The sequence below is a fragment of the Streptomyces sp. NPDC051322 genome (assembly GCF_040689485.1).
GTDB lineage: Bacteria > Actinomycetota > Actinomycetes > Streptomycetales > Streptomycetaceae > Streptomyces.
In genome coordinates, this window is sequence record NZ_JBFBAK010000001.1 from 595,992 (window position 1) to 612,867 (window position 16,876).

Annotated in this window: 12 protein-coding genes; 6 read left to right on the plus strand and 6 right to left on the minus strand. The window is 69.1% G+C overall.

Features of this window, described 5'->3' with window-relative positions; genetic code table 11:
* Window positions 1–187: 187 nt before the first annotated feature.
* A complete protein-coding gene (locus AB0436_RS02760) occupies window positions 188–1,786 on the minus strand; it encodes an MFS transporter (protein WP_366465829.1) in 1,599 nt (532 codons plus the stop codon).
* A 129-nt stretch (window positions 1,787–1,915) separates the two neighbouring features.
* Between AB0436_RS02760 and AB0436_RS02765 the strand changes: the two genes are divergently transcribed.
* The 3 genes from AB0436_RS02765 (at window position 1,916) to AB0436_RS02775 (ending at window position 4,817) form a co-directional block, all read left to right on the plus strand.
* Window positions 1,916–2,596, plus strand: coding sequence for a TetR family transcriptional regulator (locus AB0436_RS02765; RefSeq protein WP_366465830.1), 681 nt, complete (start codon window positions 1,916–1,918; stop codon window positions 2,594–2,596).
* Window positions 2,597–2,681: 85 nt separating this feature from the next.
* Complete coding sequence (locus AB0436_RS02770; protein ID WP_366465831.1) at window positions 2,682–3,866, plus strand: alpha/beta hydrolase; 1,185 nt, start codon at window positions 2,682–2,684, stop codon at window positions 3,864–3,866.
* A gap of 99 nt (window positions 3,867–3,965) precedes the next feature.
* A complete protein-coding gene (locus AB0436_RS02775) occupies window positions 3,966–4,817 on the plus strand; it encodes a DUF4429 domain-containing protein (RefSeq protein ID WP_366465832.1) in 852 nt (283 codons plus the stop codon).
* Window positions 4,818–4,830: 13 nt separating this feature from the next.
* Here the strand turns inward: AB0436_RS02775 and AB0436_RS02780 are convergent, their stop codons facing one another.
* Together AB0436_RS02780 and AB0436_RS02785 are read right to left on the minus strand one after the other, a co-directional pair.
* Entirely contained in the window at window positions 4,831–5,847 is a 1,017-nt protein-coding gene (locus AB0436_RS02780; protein ID WP_366465833.1) for an aldo/keto reductase, read from the minus strand.
* A gap of 6 nt (window positions 5,848–5,853) precedes the next feature.
* Entirely contained in the window at window positions 5,854–6,327 is a 474-nt protein-coding gene (locus AB0436_RS02785) for a MerR family transcriptional regulator (RefSeq protein WP_366465834.1), read from the minus strand.
* 115 nt (window positions 6,328–6,442) lie between these two features.
* Here AB0436_RS02785 and AB0436_RS02790 point away from each other — a divergent pair, with 115 nt between their 5' ends.
* Both AB0436_RS02790 and AB0436_RS02795 read left to right on the plus strand, forming a co-directional pair.
* Window positions 6,443–6,913 (plus strand): GNAT family N-acetyltransferase, encoded by a 471-nt coding sequence (locus AB0436_RS02790; RefSeq protein WP_366465835.1) that lies wholly within the window; start codon window positions 6,443–6,445, stop codon window positions 6,911–6,913.
* 15 nt (window positions 6,914–6,928) lie between these two features.
* A complete protein-coding gene (locus tag AB0436_RS02795) occupies window positions 6,929–7,750 on the plus strand; it encodes a serine hydrolase domain-containing protein (RefSeq protein ID WP_366465836.1) in 822 nt (273 codons plus the stop codon).
* Window positions 7,751–7,800: 50 nt separating this feature from the next.
* On the opposite strand, the gene AB0436_RS02800 is transcribed toward AB0436_RS02795, so the two are convergent.
* The 3 genes from AB0436_RS02800 to AB0436_RS02810 all read right to left on the minus strand — a co-directional run bounded on the left by AB0436_RS02800 (window position 7,801) and on the right by AB0436_RS02810 (window position 15,274).
* Window positions 7,801–10,200, minus strand: a complete 2,400-nt coding sequence (locus AB0436_RS02800; protein WP_366465837.1) for an RICIN domain-containing protein — start codon at window positions 10,198–10,200, stop codon at window positions 7,801–7,803.
* A gap of 123 nt (window positions 10,201–10,323) precedes the next feature.
* On the minus strand, window positions 10,324–12,918 hold the full coding sequence (locus AB0436_RS02805; protein ID WP_366466138.1) for a PA14 domain-containing protein: 2,595 nt from the start codon (window positions 12,916–12,918) through the stop codon (window positions 10,324–10,326).
* A 163-nt stretch (window positions 12,919–13,081) separates the two neighbouring features.
* A complete protein-coding gene (locus AB0436_RS02810) occupies window positions 13,082–15,274 on the minus strand; it encodes a DUF5127 domain-containing protein (protein WP_366465838.1) in 2,193 nt (730 codons plus the stop codon).
* Between the two features lie 471 nt (window positions 15,275–15,745).
* On the opposite strand from AB0436_RS02810, the gene AB0436_RS02815 reads away from it, so the two are divergent.
* Window positions 15,746–16,864, plus strand: a complete 1,119-nt coding sequence (locus AB0436_RS02815; RefSeq protein WP_366465839.1) for an ABC transporter substrate-binding protein — start codon at window positions 15,746–15,748, stop codon at window positions 16,862–16,864.
* The last annotated feature ends 12 nt before the right edge of the window (window positions 16,865–16,876 follow it).

A 16,876-nucleotide genomic window follows, 5' to 3' on the forward strand; every position in this document is an offset into this window, starting at 1 on the left:
ATCCCCCGGGTCGTACGGATCAGTTGACACAATCGGTTGACCGCAGCCTGATCCGCGCCGGGGCGTCACCGGAAGGGGCGGCGGCGTACACCACCCGGATAGGCGACAGCCCCGCCGGAACCGTCCGGCGGGGCTGTCGTGGCGCGAGGTTGACACCATCCCGGGTCGGCGTCGAGCCGGTCCGGCGTCAGATGTGCGCGGCGCTCGCACCCGCTTCCGCGTTGTCCCCGCGCTTGGTGAGCAGAGCCACGAAGATCGCTACGGCGGCGACCCCCGCGGCCACCAGACAGGCCAGGCCCATGCCCGAGATGAAGGTGTCGTGCGCGACGTCGGTGATCTTCGCGGCGATCGCGGCCGGAGTGTGCGGCGGCACCGGGGCACTGCCGACCTGGACGGCCTGCGAGGCCTGGTCCAGCTGCTCGGGCTTGAGCGGCGGGAGCTTGGCCGCGGCCCAGTTGTCGGGCAGCGCGCTGTCGACCTTCGACGCCATGACGGCGCCGAGCACCGCCGTACCGAGGCTGCCGCCGATCTGCATGGCCGCCTGCTGCAGACCTCCCGCGACCCCGGAGAGCTCCATCGGGGCGTGGCCGACGATGACCTCGGTCGCGCCGACCATGACCGGCGCGAGGCCGAGGCCGAGCAGCGCGAACCAGACCGACATGGCGACGCTGCCGGTGTCGGTCTCCAGGGTGGACATGCCGAACATGGCGACGGCGGTGAGCAGCATCCCGCCGGCCAGCGGAATGCGCGGGCCGAGCTTGGTGATCAACGCGCCGGCCAGCGGCGAGCCGACGATCATCATGCCGGTGAGCGGCAGCAGATGGAGACCGGCGTCGACCGGGCTCATCCCGTGCACGTTCTGCAGGTAGAAGGTGACGAAGAACAGACCGCCCATGAAGGCGATGGCCATCAGCACCATCAGCACCACACCGGCCGACAGCGGCACCGAGCGGAACAGCGCCAGCGGGATGAGGGGTTCCGCGACCTTCGTCTCCCAGAGGGCGAAGAGCGCGAAGCACACCACCGCAACGAGCAGGAAGCCCCACACCTTGCCGTCGCCCCAGCCCCACGCCGGGGCCTTGATGAGCGCCCAGACCAGGCAGAACATGGCCGCCGAGAGCAGCACGATGCCCAGCAGGTCGAAGGAGCGCGGGGCCTTCTCGGCGCGGTGGTCCTTGAGGATCACCAGGCCCATGACCAGTGCCACCACACCGACCGGCACATTGATGAAGAAGACCGACTGCCAGCTGACGTGCTGGACGAGCAGACCACCGATGATCGGGCCGCCGGCCGTGGAGGCGCCGATGACCATGCCCCAGAGGCCGATGGCCATGTTGAGCTTCTCGGCGGGGAAGGTCGCGCGCAGCAGGCCGAGTGCGGCCGGCATCAGCAGGGCGCCGAACAGACCCTGGAGCACCCGGAAGGTGACGACCAGGCTGACGCTCCCGGAGAAACCGATGGCACAGGAGGCAGACGCGAAGCCCACCACACCGATGAGGAAGGTCTGCCGGTGTCCGAAGCGGTCGCCGAGCTTGCCCGCGGTGATCAGCGTCACGGCGAGGGCAAGGAAGTAGCCGTTCGTGATCCACTGGACCTGCGCGAAGGTGGCGCCGAGGTCCTTCTGGATGGCCGGGTTGGCGATCGCGACGATGGTGCCGTCGAGCGCGACCATCATCACGCCGATGGCCACGGAGATGAGCGTCAGCCAAGGGTGGCCACGGAGCCCCTTGGCGGGCGGGCCCCCGGCATCCCGCGGCGCCTGTTCAACGGTGGTCTGACTAGTCATACCGGCCAGACTAATGTCAGTCTCTGACAGTTGACCAACCGATTGACCTGCCGAGCGATGTCAGGTGGGTCACAGGTAATCTGAGGAATTCCCGGACAAACATACGAAAAGCGGAAAGTGGGTCAACGAGTGACGATCGAGCAGACCGACCAGCCGGCGCCGGAGGCGCCGACAGGTCTTCGGGAGCGCAAGAAGCAGCGCACCCGCGACGCTCTGCTGCGCGCTGCCCTCGAACTCTTCACCACGCAGGGGTACGAGCGCACGACCGTCGACGAGATAGCCGACGCCGTGGACGTCTCCCAGCGCACTTTCTTCCGCTACTTCGCCAACAAGGAGGAAGTGGCCTTCGCCGTGCAGGACGTGGTCGATTCCTACTACGCCACGGCGCTGCGCGCCCGGCCGCCGCAGGAGAGCCCGTTCGAGGCGATGCGCAACGCGGTACTCCAGTCCTGGGACAGCATCGGCCAGGCGATCGAGGATCTGGTCCCGGTCGACCTCTATCTGCGGACCTGCCGACTGATCGAGTCCTCGCCCGCGCTGTTCGCGGTCCACCTGCGCCGCTGGGCCGAGATGGAGGAGAAGATCGCGCAGCTGATCGCCGAGCGCGAGGGCCTCGATGTGCACACCGATCCCCGGCCCCGGGTGGCGGTGGCCGCCTTCACCGGTGTGATGCGGGTGACCGAGCAGCTGTGGGGCAGGGGGCAGGACGTCAGCGTGACGGCCATGCGGGAACTGACGGTTCGCCATCTCGACCAGATAGGCCCCGCGTTGGCAGGGAACTGGCGTACGACAGACGCACACGGTGCGTAGCCATCCGGATTCATTCCCTCGCTGAAACGTGACGTCAGTCACTGACTTCGTGAAGGCACCCCACAGTCTCCTAGGGTGGGGCCCAGTGACTTCCTTGGACTCCTCCCCCACGCTCACCGTCTGGCGCACGCTGCTCGCGCTCGCGGTGGTTTTCGTCATGCTCGCCACGACCGGATGGACTGCCGCTCATCACCGAAGAACCCCCGGTCCACGCGAGGCGGCACTCACGGCCTGGGGGCGGGGCACCATCGCCGGTCACCACCTGCCCGCCGCTGACGCCTCGCCGTCCCGGCTGAAGGAATTCTTCGCTGCGCTGAGCGCCGCCCAGCGCACCCGAATCGCCGACCGCTACCCGCTGGTCGTCGGCAATCTCAACGGCGCCCCGGTGACCCTCCGTTACCACGCCAACCATCAGGCGCTGCTCGAGGCCCGTACCGAGGAACGCAAACGGCTGACCGATCCCTCGCTGAGCGCCGACGGCCATCGGAACGCGGTGCGCACCTACGACCGCTACACGGCACTGACCCGGGACGGCCGGCAGATCATCGCGTTCGACCCCACGGGCACCGGTCGGGTCGCCGAAGTCATCGGCAACCTCCAGCGCGCCGAGCACATCTCGGTCGTCGTCCCCGGCGTCGACACCAATCTGCTGACCTTCCAGCGGGACCGGCGCCCGTACTCGGCGCCGCTGGGCATGGCCAAGTCGCTGTACGCCGCGGAGCACCAGGAGAGACCCGCCGCACACACGGCGGTCATCGCCTGGGCCGACTACACCTCGCCGGTCGGCATCGGGGTGGACGCCGCCATCGGCCGGCTCGCCGAGGACGGCGCGGTACGCCTGCACGCGCTTGTCGACGCACTGCCGGGAGACGCCCCGGTCGCGCTGGTCTGCCACAGTTACGGCTCCGTGGTGTGCGGGGTGGCCGCCCACGACCTGTCCACCCGGGTCAGCGACATCGCCGTCGCGGGAAGCCCCGGGATGCGGACCGAAAGCGCCGCCGGACTGGGCACCGACGCACGGATCTGGGCGATGCGGGACAGCGACGACTGGATCCAGGACGTTCCGCATCTGGATGTCGGCGGCCTCGGGCACGGCGCCGACCCGGTGTCGGCGGATTTCGGCGCCCGGGTCGTCTCGGCGGGCCGGGCCCACGGCCACGCAGGCTATTTCCAGCCGGGCACCGAGAGTCTCAGTAATTTCGCCGCCGTGGGTCTCGGCGACTTCGCGGCAGTGAGCTGCGCGGACGGAAGCGACGCCTGTCACAGGTGATTTTGCGGTGACAGGCGGGACGAACGCGCGTAGAAGCCCGTACATCCGGTCCGGCGCCGAGGGGCGACGCGCGGGCGCACGCCCCCTACGATGTGGCACATGGGTGATGTGCTGGCCGGAATTCAAGCCACTTGGGAGTTCGCGACAGACTCCGTGCTCATCCGCTTCGGACGGGGGATCCGCACGCCAAAGCTCTTCTCGGCGCTGCGCGGACGCCGTATCCCGCACGAAGCGCTGGAGTCCGTGACCCTCACCGGGGGCAGACGCGGGACGGTCGTACTGCGGGCGGTGCCACGCGCGGGCGCCGATCCGCTGATGGAGGCCGCCGCCGGCCAGCTCAAGCAGGAGTGCGACCCCTACCGTCTGGTGCTGCCCGCCGAGCGGGCAACACTGGCCGAGTACTACGCCGAGGAACTGACCGGCCGGCTCGCACCGGACGCCGGCGAACCGGCCGACCGCTTCCTGGTGGCGGCCCCCGAGGCGCCGCTGCACTTCAAGGCGTACGACGGCAAGGCCTCCTTCGACGGCGCCCAGGTGTCCTTCCGCTGGTCCTGGACCGGAGCCTCGTCCGCCAAGTGGAAGTGCGGCGACCAGCGCATCCCGGTCGCCGAGCTGACCGGCGTCGACTGGCGCTCCCCCGAAGCCTTCGACGGCTACCTGCGGCTGCTGCGCCGCGGCGACGCGAACGTCACCCAGGCCGACCAGGACCCGGCGGCCGTTCTCTTCGGCCTGGGCTACGGACCGGTGCACGAGTCGCTGCCCTTCGCCGCCGCCGTACTCGGAGCGGCCCGGAACGCCAGGACGGCCCCGGTGCCCGCGGTGGCCGTCGGGCGCCGCGCCCCCGCCGACATCGCGGAGCGGATACGACACCTCGGCGAACTGCACCAGTCGGGGCTGGTGACCGACGAGGAGTTCCACCTGAAGAAAGCGGAACTCCTCGCCGAGCTGTGATGTCCTGCGGGCCCTATTCGCGGGCGGCCGAGGTCGACGACATGTCCGGGTAGCGGTCACCCGCGACCTGCCCGGCGATCGGCTCCAGCAGCGCCAGTTCGTCGGCGGACAGCCGGAGCCGGGTGGCGCCGGTGTTCTCCAGCAGACGGCTGCGCTTACGGGTGCCCGGGATCGGCACCACCGCGAGGCCGTGCACCTCGGCCCGCTGCTGCACCCAGGCGAGGGCCACCTGGGCGGCCGTCGCGCCGTGCGCCGCCGCGATCTTGTGCACCGGTTCGAGCAGCGCCGCGTTGGCCCTGGCGTTGTCACCGGAGAAGCGGGGCTGGTACGTGCGGAAATCGCCGCCGGACAGCTCCTTGGAGGCGTCTGCGAACGAGCCGGTGAGGAAGCCCCGGCCGAGCGGCGAGTACGGCACCACGGCCACCCCGAGCTCGGCGGCCGCCCCCGAGGCGCTGATCTCGACGTCACGGCTGAACAGCGACCACTCGGACTGCAGCGCGGTGATCGGGTGCACCGCGTGCGCCTCGCGCAGCTCGGCGCCGGTCACCTCGCTGAGCCCGAGGTACTTGACCTTGCCCGCCTGGACCAGCTCGGCCATCGCGCCGACGGACTCGGCGAACGGGACGGCGGGGTCGCGGCGGTGCATGTAATACAGGTCGATCACCTCGACGTTCAACCGGCGCAGGCTCGCCTCCACGGCCTGCCGGAGGTAGGCCGGGTCGTTGCGCACCCCCCGGTAGTCGGGGTCGTCCGCGCTCCGCTCGACGGCGAACTTGGTGGCCAGGGTGATCTCGTCGCGGTGCGCGGCGACGAACGGCGCGAGGAACTTCTCGTTGGCCCCCGAGCCGTAGATGTCGGCCGTGTCGATCAGGGTGATGCCCGCCTCGACGGTGGCCTCCAGGGTGTCCCTGGCCGCCGCCTCGTCGGTGTCCCCGTAGAACTCGCTGATGCCCATGGCACCGAAGCCCTGCACACCGACCTCGGGCCCGTTGTGGCCCAGCTGCACCTTGCTGATCTTCTCGATGCTCATCAGGTTCTAGAACCTCTCCGACGCCCGCCGGGCGTCCGCGTAAAAGCCGATCTTGGTGTCGAGCACGGCGAGGGTGTCCTGCAGCTCCGCGATGCGGGTCCGTACATCACGGCGGGTCTGCTCCAGAAGTTCCTGCCGGGCTTCGAAGGTGTTCTCGCCTTCGCGCGCCAGCTCGGCGTAGCGGACCATGTCCGCGACCGGCATTCCGGTCAGCCGCAGCTTGCCGACGAAGGCGAGCCAGTCCAGGTCGCGATTGGTGAAGCGGCGCTGACCGGTGTGCGACCGGTCGACGTGCGGCATCAGGCCGATCCTCTCGTACCAGCGCAGGGTGTGCGCGGTGAGCCCGGTGAAGGCGACGACCTCGCTGATCGTGTACTGATCCGCGCCGTCGGGACGCCTGCCCCGGGTGGACGGTGCGGCACAGCGGTTCACCGCGGTGTCCGTTGCGGTGGGCGCGGACACGGTCTCGGTCACAGTCATGCGGTCCCAGCTCCTTCGTCCTCGCGACATCGTCAACGCTAGATCCTTGGAGTGCACTCCAAGCAAGCGAAATCGGGAAGAACTTTCCCTGCCGGTACGGCTAGCCTGCGCCCCTATGAGCCTCGCCCGCCGCGCCACCCCCGACGACGCCGCCGAACTGGTGCGCCTGCGCACGATCATGCTGGATTCGATGGCCGGAAAGCCGAGCCCGGACACCGGCTGGCAGCCGGCCGCCGTGGAAACCCTGCGCGCGAAGCTCGCGGATCCGTCGGGCGACCTCACCGCGTTCGTCGCGGACCGACCGGACGGCGGCGGTCTGGCGTCCTGTGTGGTCGGCACGATCGAGTACCGGCTGGGCGGCCCGCGAAACCCCAACGGCGTGAGCGGCTACGTGTTCAGCGTCGCCACCGACCCGGACATGCGCCGCCGCGGCCTCTCCCGGGCGTGCATGAAGGCGCTGCTGGACTGGTTCCGGGAGCGCGGGGTCCGGAAGATAGACCTGCGTGCCTCGCCCGCCGGTCTGCCCCTCTATGCCTCGCTCGGCTTCGTACGGACCCCCGATCCGGCGATGCGGCTCACCTTGTAGTTAGGCTCGTGCCTCATGAAGAGCCTGGCGATGACCGAGAACTGGCCGGTACCGACCGTGGCAGCAGCCGTCGTACGAGCGGACGGGACCCTGGCCGGCTCCGTCGGCCCCACCGCGCACCGCTTCCCGCTCGCCTCGGTCACCAAGCCGCTCGCCGCCTACGCGGCGCTGGTGGCGTACGAGGAAGGCGCCATCGAGCTCGACGAACCGGCCGGCCCCAGCGGCTCCACCGTCCGCCATCTGCTCGCCCACACCAGCGGGCTGGCCTTCGACGAGCCTCGGGTGATGGCGGCCCCCGGCGAGCGCCGGATCTACTCCAACGCCGGCTTCGAGGCGCTCGGCGACCACATCGCGAAGGCCACCGAGATTCCCTTCCCGGAATACCTGCGGCAGGCGGTGCTGGAGCCGCTGGGCATGGCGTCGACCACGCTGGACGGCTCGCCCGCCAAGGACGGCGTATCGACCGTGAACGACCTGGCGCGGTTCGCGGCCGAGGTGCAGGCGCCCCGGCTGCTCGACCCGCGCACGGTCCTGGCGGCGCAGACCGTGGTACATCCCGGTCTCAAGGGCGTGCTGCCCGGCTACGGTCAGCAGAACCCCAACGACTGGGGCCTCGGCCTCGAGATCCGGGATACCAAGTCACCGCACTGGACCGGCAGTTCCTCGTCCCCGGCGACCTTCGGGCATTTCGGCCAGTCCGGCACCTTCCTGTGGGTCGACCCGGTGGCGGGCGCGGCCTGCGTCGTCCTGACCGACCGGGACTTCGGTCCGTGGGCCATCGACGCCTGGCCGCCCTTCACCGACGCGGTACTGGCGGAGATCGGCTCCGCCCGCTGAGCCGACCCGCCCGCTGAGCCGACCCGCCGGCCCCCCAGCGGATCAGGCGGTCAGAGCAGTCGCCACAGGTGGTCGTCGGTGCCGTTGTCGTCGAACTGGACGACCCGCGCGCTGTTCGCCGTCGACATACCGTCCACCCCCAGGACCTTGCCGCTGTTCTTGTTGCGGATGCGGTACCAGCCGTCCCCGCTGTCGAGCAGGGCCCACAGGTGGTCGTCGGTGCCGTTGTCGTCGAACTGGACGACCTGCGCGCTGTTCGCGGTGGACATGCCGTCCACCCCGAGGACCTTGCCGCTGTAGCCGTTGCGGATCAGGTGCCAGCCGTCGCCCTTGTCGACGAGCTGCCAGGCGTGGTCACCCGTACTCGTGTTGTCGAACTGGACGACGTGTGCGCTGTTCTCCGTCGACATGCCGTCGACGGCGAGCACCTTGCCGCTGTTCTTGTTGGCGATCCGCCGGTAGGCGGGCTCCGGCGTCCAGGCCGTGCCGTCGGGCGATACCTGCGGGAACGACGTGATCCTCAGCCGGGCCGCGCCCATCGGGATGAGCGTGACGGTTTCGACCGGGGCGTCGCTGCGGGCCGGGCCGTTCTGCAGAGGTGTGACGACATGCTCGTCGTCGGCGATCCACTCGTCGATGCGGCGGGCGCGGGCGGTGATGCGGACCGGGGTCGTCCCGTGCGTGAAGGGGTTGTCCGCGATCGGTTCGTCATCACGGCTGAACGCCAGGGCCGGCGCCGGGGCGAGGCCGTAGTTCCAGGCCGACGTCGCGTGCACCTCGTACTGGGGGAACGTGTCGTCACCGGCGTACTGCTCGTACTTCTCGCCGATCTCCAACGAGTAGGTGAGCGGCCCGTGCTGGACGCTGACGGCGTCGTGGTTGTCGGGCCAGTGGCGCACGGAGCTCTGCTGCGGCAGCCGCAGCGTCACCACGTCGCCGTCGTGCCAGGTGCGCTCCACGGTGGCCCAGGCGGGGCCGTCCTGGGCCGTCATCCGCCGGCCGTTGACCCGAAGCTCGGGTCCGCGGCACCAGCCGGGGACGCGGAGCTGGAGAGGGAAGCGCGCCGGCTTCGAAGTGGAGAGGGTGAACGTCACCGAGTCGGTGAACGGGTAGCCGGTCTCCTCGGTGATGGTCACCGCCGTGTCGTGTGCGACCTCGGTACGGACCGTGCACGGGGCGTACATCGCGGCGGCGAGGCCCTTGCCGGGGGTGGCGAGCCACAGCTCCTCGTTGAAGTAGGGCCAGCCCATACCGTAGTTGTGCGGGCAGCAGCGGTACTGGTCGACTCCCGGCTGCAGGGACTGCATGGCGAAGCCGTTCTGGAACTGGCCCTGGGTCTTGGGCTTGTTGTCCAGGTCGATGCTGTTGGCGCTGGTGATGTAGTGCAGGGACTTGCCCTCGGGATCGAGCGCGGCCGGCAGCATGTTGAACGCCAGCTCCTCGCAGCGGTCGGCCCATACCGGGTCACCGGTGATCCGGGTGAGCAGCTCGTGGCTGGCCATGAACTCCACGATCCCGCAGGTCTCGAAGCCCTGGCGCGGGTCACCGAAGCCGGGCCGGTAGTTCTCGTCGCCCGCCATTCCGCCGCCGGGGAACTGGCCGTAGGCGCCCATGACGGTGTCGTATCCGCGGTAAGCGGCCCGGGTCAGTTCGGTGGAGCCGTTGAGCTGTGCGTACTGCGCCGGCTCCCGGAAACCCTGGGCGATGTTGACGTTGTGCCGCGAGGGGGTCTCGCCCGTCCAGTTCGCTCCCAGCGTGTGCATCTTGTCGGCCAGGTCGAGCAGGAAGTTCTCCCCGGTGCGGCGGTACAGCCACACGGCGATGTCGAGGCCGTCGCCCCAGCGGTAGGAGACCCAACTGGTGTTGAACGCGCCCGGTCCCTGGGCGTTCATGAAGCGCATGAAGCGGGTGATGAAGGGGATGATGCGCTGGTCGTGTGCGTACTCCTGGTACGTCCGGAGCGCCATCAGGAGCGGCAGGAACGGCCAGAAGTCCGGCCCTCCGTTGAGCGATGTACGCAAGGCCCGGGGCCCGAAGAAGCCGTCGCTCTGCTGGGTGGCGAGGATCGCGTCGATCCACTCGCGCGAGCGGGTGAGCGCGTGCTGGTCACCGGTGGCCACGGCGAGCGGGACGTAACCGCGCAACCAGTAAGGCAGTTCCTCCCAGGCGTTCTTCTCGGGGTGCACCCAGCCGGTGGCCGAGAAGTCGAGAAAGTGCGAGAGTTTCTCGTACTGTCCGCACAGCCCGTCGAGCTGGAGTCTCAGCTGGCCCGCGAGCCAGCCACGGGCGGTGACGCTGCCGGAGGGCAGCTTCTGGAACGCGTCGGGAAGCAGCGTATCGGCCGATGACCGGGGCGCTGCTGACGCCGAGGTGGCGAACGGACCGCCAAGTGCGGCGGTACCGAGGCTCAGTGCGCCGACACCGAGGAATGAGCGTCTGCTGACGGGCATGCGGGTGCTCCTGTTCTGAGGTACTCGGGGTTGCCGGGCCGGGGCTGCCGGGGGTGGCGCCCCGGGCGCCCGCTGCCCTTGATGGTGCGCAGCGGGGGCCCGGAGCGAGCGATGCGGTGTGCCTCAGTTGGCGGAGCAGCCGGCCACGGTCGCCTGCGACGCGTCGTGGATCAGCGCGTCCTGCGCCGCCTTCACCCGCTTCACGTCGGGCTTGACGACCTTCCGGTCGTACGTCATCAGGCCGTTGAGCTCACCCTCGACGTCCGAGATCTGCGTGTACACGGCGCCGTTGCTGCCCTGGCAGGCCAGCTTGTGCACCTCGGCGAGCCGGTCCAGGTAGTCGTCCGTGTAGGCCGACGGGTCGACGTCGACGTACGACTGCTGCACCGCCCAGGCGTGCCCGGGCACCGCGAGTCCGAGACCGCCGTACTCGCCGCTCACCAGAGCGCGCTTGCCGTCGGGGTGGGGCGGCAGAGCCGGGCTCGGGTAGCCGTGCTCGTCCATGATGTCGCCGGTCCCGCCGTCGGCGCCCAGGTTGAGGCCCGACATGTTGTTGACCAGCCGGGTCGGGTCCCAGGCCTTGGCCTGCGCGGCGATGCGACCCACGTCGTACTGGCCCCAGCCCTCGTTGAAGGTGACCCACATGATCACCGAGGGGTGGTTGCTGTGCTGGTCGATCATCTGCTTCATCTCGTGCTCGTACTCGGCGCGCGCGGCGGTGTCCGGCGTGCTGCTCATGGCCGGCATGTCCTGCCAGACGAGGAGGCCGAGCTTGTCCGCCCAGTAGAACCAGCGGTCGGGTTCCACCTTGATGTGCTTGCGGACCGAGTTGAAGCCCATCTCCTTGTGCATCTTGAGGTCGTAGGACAGCGCCTCGTCGGTCGGTGCCGTGTACAGCCCGTCGGGCCAGAAGCCCTGGTCGAGCGTGGCCATCATGAAGATCGGCTTGCCGTTGAGGACCGTGCGCGGGGTGCCGTTCACCTTCTCCACGGCGATGGAGCGCATCCCGAAGTAGCTACCGACGTGGTCCTGCCCGACGCGCACCTTGAGGTTGTAGAGGAACGGGTCGTCCGGAGACCACAGGTGAGCCTTGTCGATCTTCAGGGTCAGCGGTGCGCCGGTGCGCCCGCTCGCCGTGGCGACCGCACGCTTCCCGTCGTACGCCGTCGCCGTGACCGGCACACCGTCGCGTACGCCGGTGGCCTCCACGGTGGCCAGGCCCGCCTTGACGTTCGGCGTGATCTTGAGGTCGGTGGCGTGATCGGCGGCCACCGGCTCCATCCACACGGTCTGCCAGATGCCCGAGGACGGGGTGTACCAGATGCCGCTGGGGTCGGTGCGCTGTTTGCCGACCGGCGGGTTCTCCCCGCCCGCCTCATCGGTCGGGTCGTAGACCCCGACGATCAGTTCCTGGGTGCGGCCGGGCTTCAGCGCGTCAGTGATGTCGGCGCTGAACTTGTCGTAGCCGCCCTTGTGTTCGGCGACCTTCTTGCCGTTGACGTACACCTCGGACTGCCAGTCGACGGCGCCGAAGTTGAGCTGCAGCCGCTGGTCGCTGTTCTTTCCGTGGCCCGTGCCCACCTTCCAGTTCTTCGGAACGGTGAAGGTGCGGCGGTACCACATCCGGTCCTCGTGCCGCTCGATGCCGGAGAGCTGGGACTCCACCGGGTACGGCACGAGGATCTTCTCGCCGAGCTGCTTGCCGACCGGGGGCTCGTCGCCGGCCTTGGCGGCGGCGAACTGCCACTGGCCGTTGAGGTTCTGCCAGTCGTGGCGGGTGAGCTGCGGGCGCGGGTACTCGGGGTGAGCGTTGGACGGGCTGACGTCGGCCGCCCACTTGGTGCTCAGCTCGTACTCGGAGTCGTTCGGGCCGCTGCTCCAGAACTGGGTGACAGCGGCGCCGTCGCTGCCGCTCAGGCCGCCCTTGCCGTCATAGATGATGTCGGCCTGGCCGGCGGCGCCGCCGCCCTTCTTGCCGACGACCGGTTCCTTGAGTCCGACGACGAGGGAGCGCGGGTCGGCCGGGTCGGCCGTGACCGTGCCGAGGGGCCACTTCGAGCCGCCGATGACGGCCTGCAGGTGGTCCAGCAGGCCGGTCGGCGGAGCCGCCAGGGGCTGCGCGAAGTCGAGCTTGAGCGTGCGCCCGTCCTTGAGGACGGTCGTGGAGATCGCCCCGTTGTAGTGCCAGTCGGCGGGCAGGCGGAAGGCGGAGGAGGGGATCGCCTCCTTGCTCTCGCCGGGCTCGGTCCAGCGCAGGTGGAGGTTCGATCCCCCGAAGTGCTCGAAGTACTCGACCTTGATGTCGTAAGCCTTGCCGGCCGTCAGGTTGACCGGCTGGGAGGTCTGTTCCTTGTCCCAGTCGTCGACCCAGTGGTCGATGGTGAGCTTGCCGTCGATCCAGAGCCGGAAGCCGTTGTCGCCGGTGATGGAGAACGTCGTCGGGCCGGTCTTCTCCGGGACGACCTCACCCGTCCAGCGGACGTTGTCGTCGTCGGACTGGCCGGTGGCGGTCTGGAGCCGGGAGTCGAGGCTGTTGAAGTCGAGGTTCGGGTCGAATCCGGTGGCCTTGAGTTCGTGGAAGTCGAAGGCCCCGGGCGCGGACTGCGTGTAGTACTCGCCCTTGAGGCCCTGCGGTCCGCCGGGGTCGTCGGCTGCTGCGGCTGCGGCCTGCGGTGACACGGTGAGTGCCGCCAGACCGAGTCCCGCCGCCAGCAGCATGGCCAGTTGGCCTCTGAGTCGTCGTTTGGTACGCACGGATCCTCCGTAGCTGAAATAGGAACGGCTGGTCACTTTGTGCTCTCTACAACGTTGGAAAGAGCGGCAGTTGGCATGACAGCACGCGCTACGGCGCGCTGTCCAGAGTCGGGTACACGAGAGGGCGTCAGCGGGACAGTGACAGCAGCGCGAAGATGCCGCCGACGACGGGCCGGGCCTGGAAGCCGCCACTCTGATGGTTGTTCACGGTGTCGTACCAGTCGGTGAAGGGCACGCGCGAGGGTGAGGTGTTGACGAAGTCGTACAGAGCGCTCACCAGGTAGTCACGGACCGGATGGCCGTGCAGCCAGGCCGCCGACCACATCTCCCAGTCGCCCTTGGTGTAGGCGTGGCGGTTGTCCAGGGGAATGCCGAACTGGTTGACCTGGGTCATGTACCAGTCGCCTTCCTCCTTCGCGACCGCGCTCGGCACCAGGTTCAGCCCGAGCAGGGCGTCCGGGTAGCCGTTGTACTTCAGGCTCCACGTCCCCGGCTGGTCGTAGGCGAGTTTGAGATGGTCGGGGGTGGCGTCCTGGGCCTTGCCGACCCACTGACCGATGTACTTCTTCGCGGTGGCCAGATAGCTGTCGGCGTCCGACTTCTTGCCCACGATCGCAGCGGCCTGGCTCATGGCGCCGATGCCGATGATGCCCTTGAGTGCCAGATTGGCGCTGTGCCCGATGAAGCCGGTGAAGTCGTCGGTCTGGTTCTGGTAGCCGGGGTCGAGGGCGTTGTCGGTGAGGTAGTCGGCCCACTGCTTGAGGATCGTGTAGTGGTCCGTGGCGAATGCCTTCGCGGTCGCCGGGTCCGTACGGGCGAGGTAGGCGGCCGTCATGATGAGCATGTTCGCGGATTCCTCGACCGGCATGTCCTCCTCGTTGCCGTCGTTGTGGCCGGCCGCATTGGGGTAGTTGGAGCCGAGGTCGTGTTCGGCGAAGGTCTTGGGCCAGCCGCCGTGCTCCGCGTACTCCAGCATCGGGGCCAGCAGCAGACCCAGATACGCGGGATCGGTGTAGAGGAAGGCCGGTATGGCCGGGTAGGTCACGTCGATGGAGGAGACGTTGCCGTCGCTGGAGATCTCCTTGAGGAACGCCCAGGGCTTGCCGTCGCGGCTGACCAGCTCGGTCGCGGCGTAAGCCTGACGCAGCGCGAGTGCGCACAGCGCCGCGTACTCGGCGCCTCCGGCGGCAGTGGCCTCGTGCTTCACCTTGCTGTCGAACGCGGCGGTACGGCGGGCCGCGGCGGCGGCGTCGGCGTGGAAGAAGGCCGCCATCTGCTGCCAGTCGGTCCAGTAGGAACGCCAGAGCGGCGGCAGTTCGCTACCGAGGTAGCTCATCGCCGGCTCCCGGACGTGCCCGATGGACAGCACGGCGGACCGCGCCGACCCGTGCACGCTGCCGAGGTCGAAGTGGAAGGCGAACACCGGCCATTGGTCGTTGATGGCCCGCGGCTGTCTGCTGTCCGCGCTCTTGGCGAGCTTGCCGTCGGCCAGGACGGCTGGGCGTACCACCGTGTCCGCGCCGATCTGCCAGGTGAGGCCCGGCTGGTCGGTGGCGCTCCAGACGATGGAGCCCCAGGTGGCCATGTCGCCGTTCTCACCGAGCACCTTGGGGCTGTCGGCGCCGAACGACAGCGAGGTGAGCGTGCCGCTTCCGGCCCCCTTGACCTGTTCCTGGGACCAGTGGATCTTCGTTCCGGCGTCGCCGTGAGCCCATTCGCCCGAAATATCGAAGTAGAGGCCGACGTCGTGCGCCTTGCCGTCGATGCTGCGGACGCTCGCGGTGATGTACGACAGCGGCATCGACTGACGGCGCAGGTCTCCGGGCTCGACCGGGGAGAGGAAGGTGAGCGTCAGTTCGATGCCGCCTCCCTGCAGGACGTACCGCGAGCGGGTCGCCGTGACCGTCAGGGACTTCTGCACCATGCCGCGCAGTACGTGCCCGGAGATGTTGGGTGCGCCGAGGAACAGGAAGGCCACGCCGTCGACCCGGGCGATGCCTGCCATGGCGGTGGTGCGGCCGGTCCAGAAGGTGGGCCAGGTCCCGGCGAGATTGTCCGCGGGCATCCACGCGCTCAGATACGGGGAGCGCACCGCGAGCGGGACGGCGGGAGGCCGGATCGGGTCGAAGGACGAGGACCTTACCGTCGAGGCAGCCGACCGGCCCTCGCGGGGCGCCGCAGCGGCGCTCCCCGCCATGCCGGGGAGCAGCGCGACGCCGGCTGCGCCGAGACCGGCCGCTCCGGTCAGCCGAAGCACTCCACGGCGGCTGACATCGTTGTCGTCAGCCGATGGGACGGCTGCGTCGGTTCGGACGTTCACGAATACCTCCAGAGCCGCGGAGGGCGCGGCGTTGGTCAGGGGGCGCGATAGCCGACGGGCCGGGAAACGTGGTGCTGCGGCCCTCTCGGCCCCGCCGGGGACACACGACGAAGCGTTAACAACGTTGGAAAAAAGAGGCAGGGGAATGACAGCACGACACTGCCGCGGTGTCCACCGTCCTGACAGAACTGCTGCCTTCGACCGCCCCCGGCTCCCTGTCACCACCGCCGCCACACGCGTCTCGCAACAGCACTGACCTGCAAAGCCCCCTGGCTGACGGGGTAATTGACGGGGCATCGGCGCGTCGAGCCCGGATGCCGGCAATCACGTGCGGAGCCTTGACATCGGCGCGAGCGATACCCCACTGTCCTGTTCAACGTTGGAAACCCCGCGGAAATGTGCGGGCATCGAGCGCTGCCCCGGCCCCTGCGCCACCCGCTTGCCAGTTCCCCATCTGAGGATGTGATCGGCATGAACGCCACCCCACGTGCCAAGTCCCTGACCTTCGCGGTGATGACCGCCGGACTGTGCCTGGCCGCGAGCGCGTGCACCAGTTCCGGGTCGGACGCCGGCGGCTCCGGCTCCAGTTCCTCTGCCGCCGACAACTCCGCCGCCTCGCAGCAGGTCGCCTCCCCGACCGCGTCCGCGACCGGCCCGGCCTGCACCTACAAGTCCTACGGCGGCGGGGTGCCCAAGCTGGACCTCACCGACGGCAAGACGGTGGTCGGCTTCTCGCAGTCGGAGTCCACCAGCAACCCGTTCCGTGCGACCGAGACGAAGAGCATCGAGGCGCAGGCGAAGAAACTGGGTGTCAAGCTCATCCAGCGCAACGCCAACGCGGACGTCAACGCGCAGAACTCGCAGATCGAGGACATGATCGCGCAGGGGGCGAAAGCCCTGATCGTGGCCCCGGAGAACTCCGACGGCCTCGGTCCGGCGCTGGCCAAGGCCGCGGAGAAGAAGATCCCGGTGCTCACCATCGACCGCACCGCGACCGGAAGCGCCTGCAAGGACTTCATCTCCTTCGTCGGTTCCGACTTCTACGGGCAGGCCCAGATAGCCGCGGACGACCTGGCCGAGGCCACTGGCGGCAGCGCACAGATCGCCGTCCTGACCGGCACTCCCGGCAACAACGTCTCCACCGACCGGACCAAGGGCTTCCAGGACCGGATCAAGGCCAAGCACCCGAAGCTGAAGGTCGTCGCGTCGCAGACCGCCAACTTCACCCAGACCGAGGGCCAGAAGGTCATGGAGCAGCTGCTCCAGGCGCACCCCGGCATCAATGCCGTCTACGCCGAGAACGACGAGATGGCCCTCGGGGCGCTCCAGGCGATCAGGTCGGCGGGCAAGACACCCGGCAAGGACGTCAAGGTCGTGTCCATCGACGGTACCCAGCAGGCGGTCAAGGACGTCGCGTCCGGGCAGCTGGCCGCCGACATCGAGACGAACCCGCGGTTCGGCCCACTCGCTTTCCAGGCCCTGCAGAACTTCTACGGCAGCACCGGCGTGCAGGCCCAGATCATCATCAAGGACGGCCACTTCACCTCTGCCAACGCCCAGCAGGCGCTGGACCAGGGCCTGGTGTACTGACCGGCCGCCGGC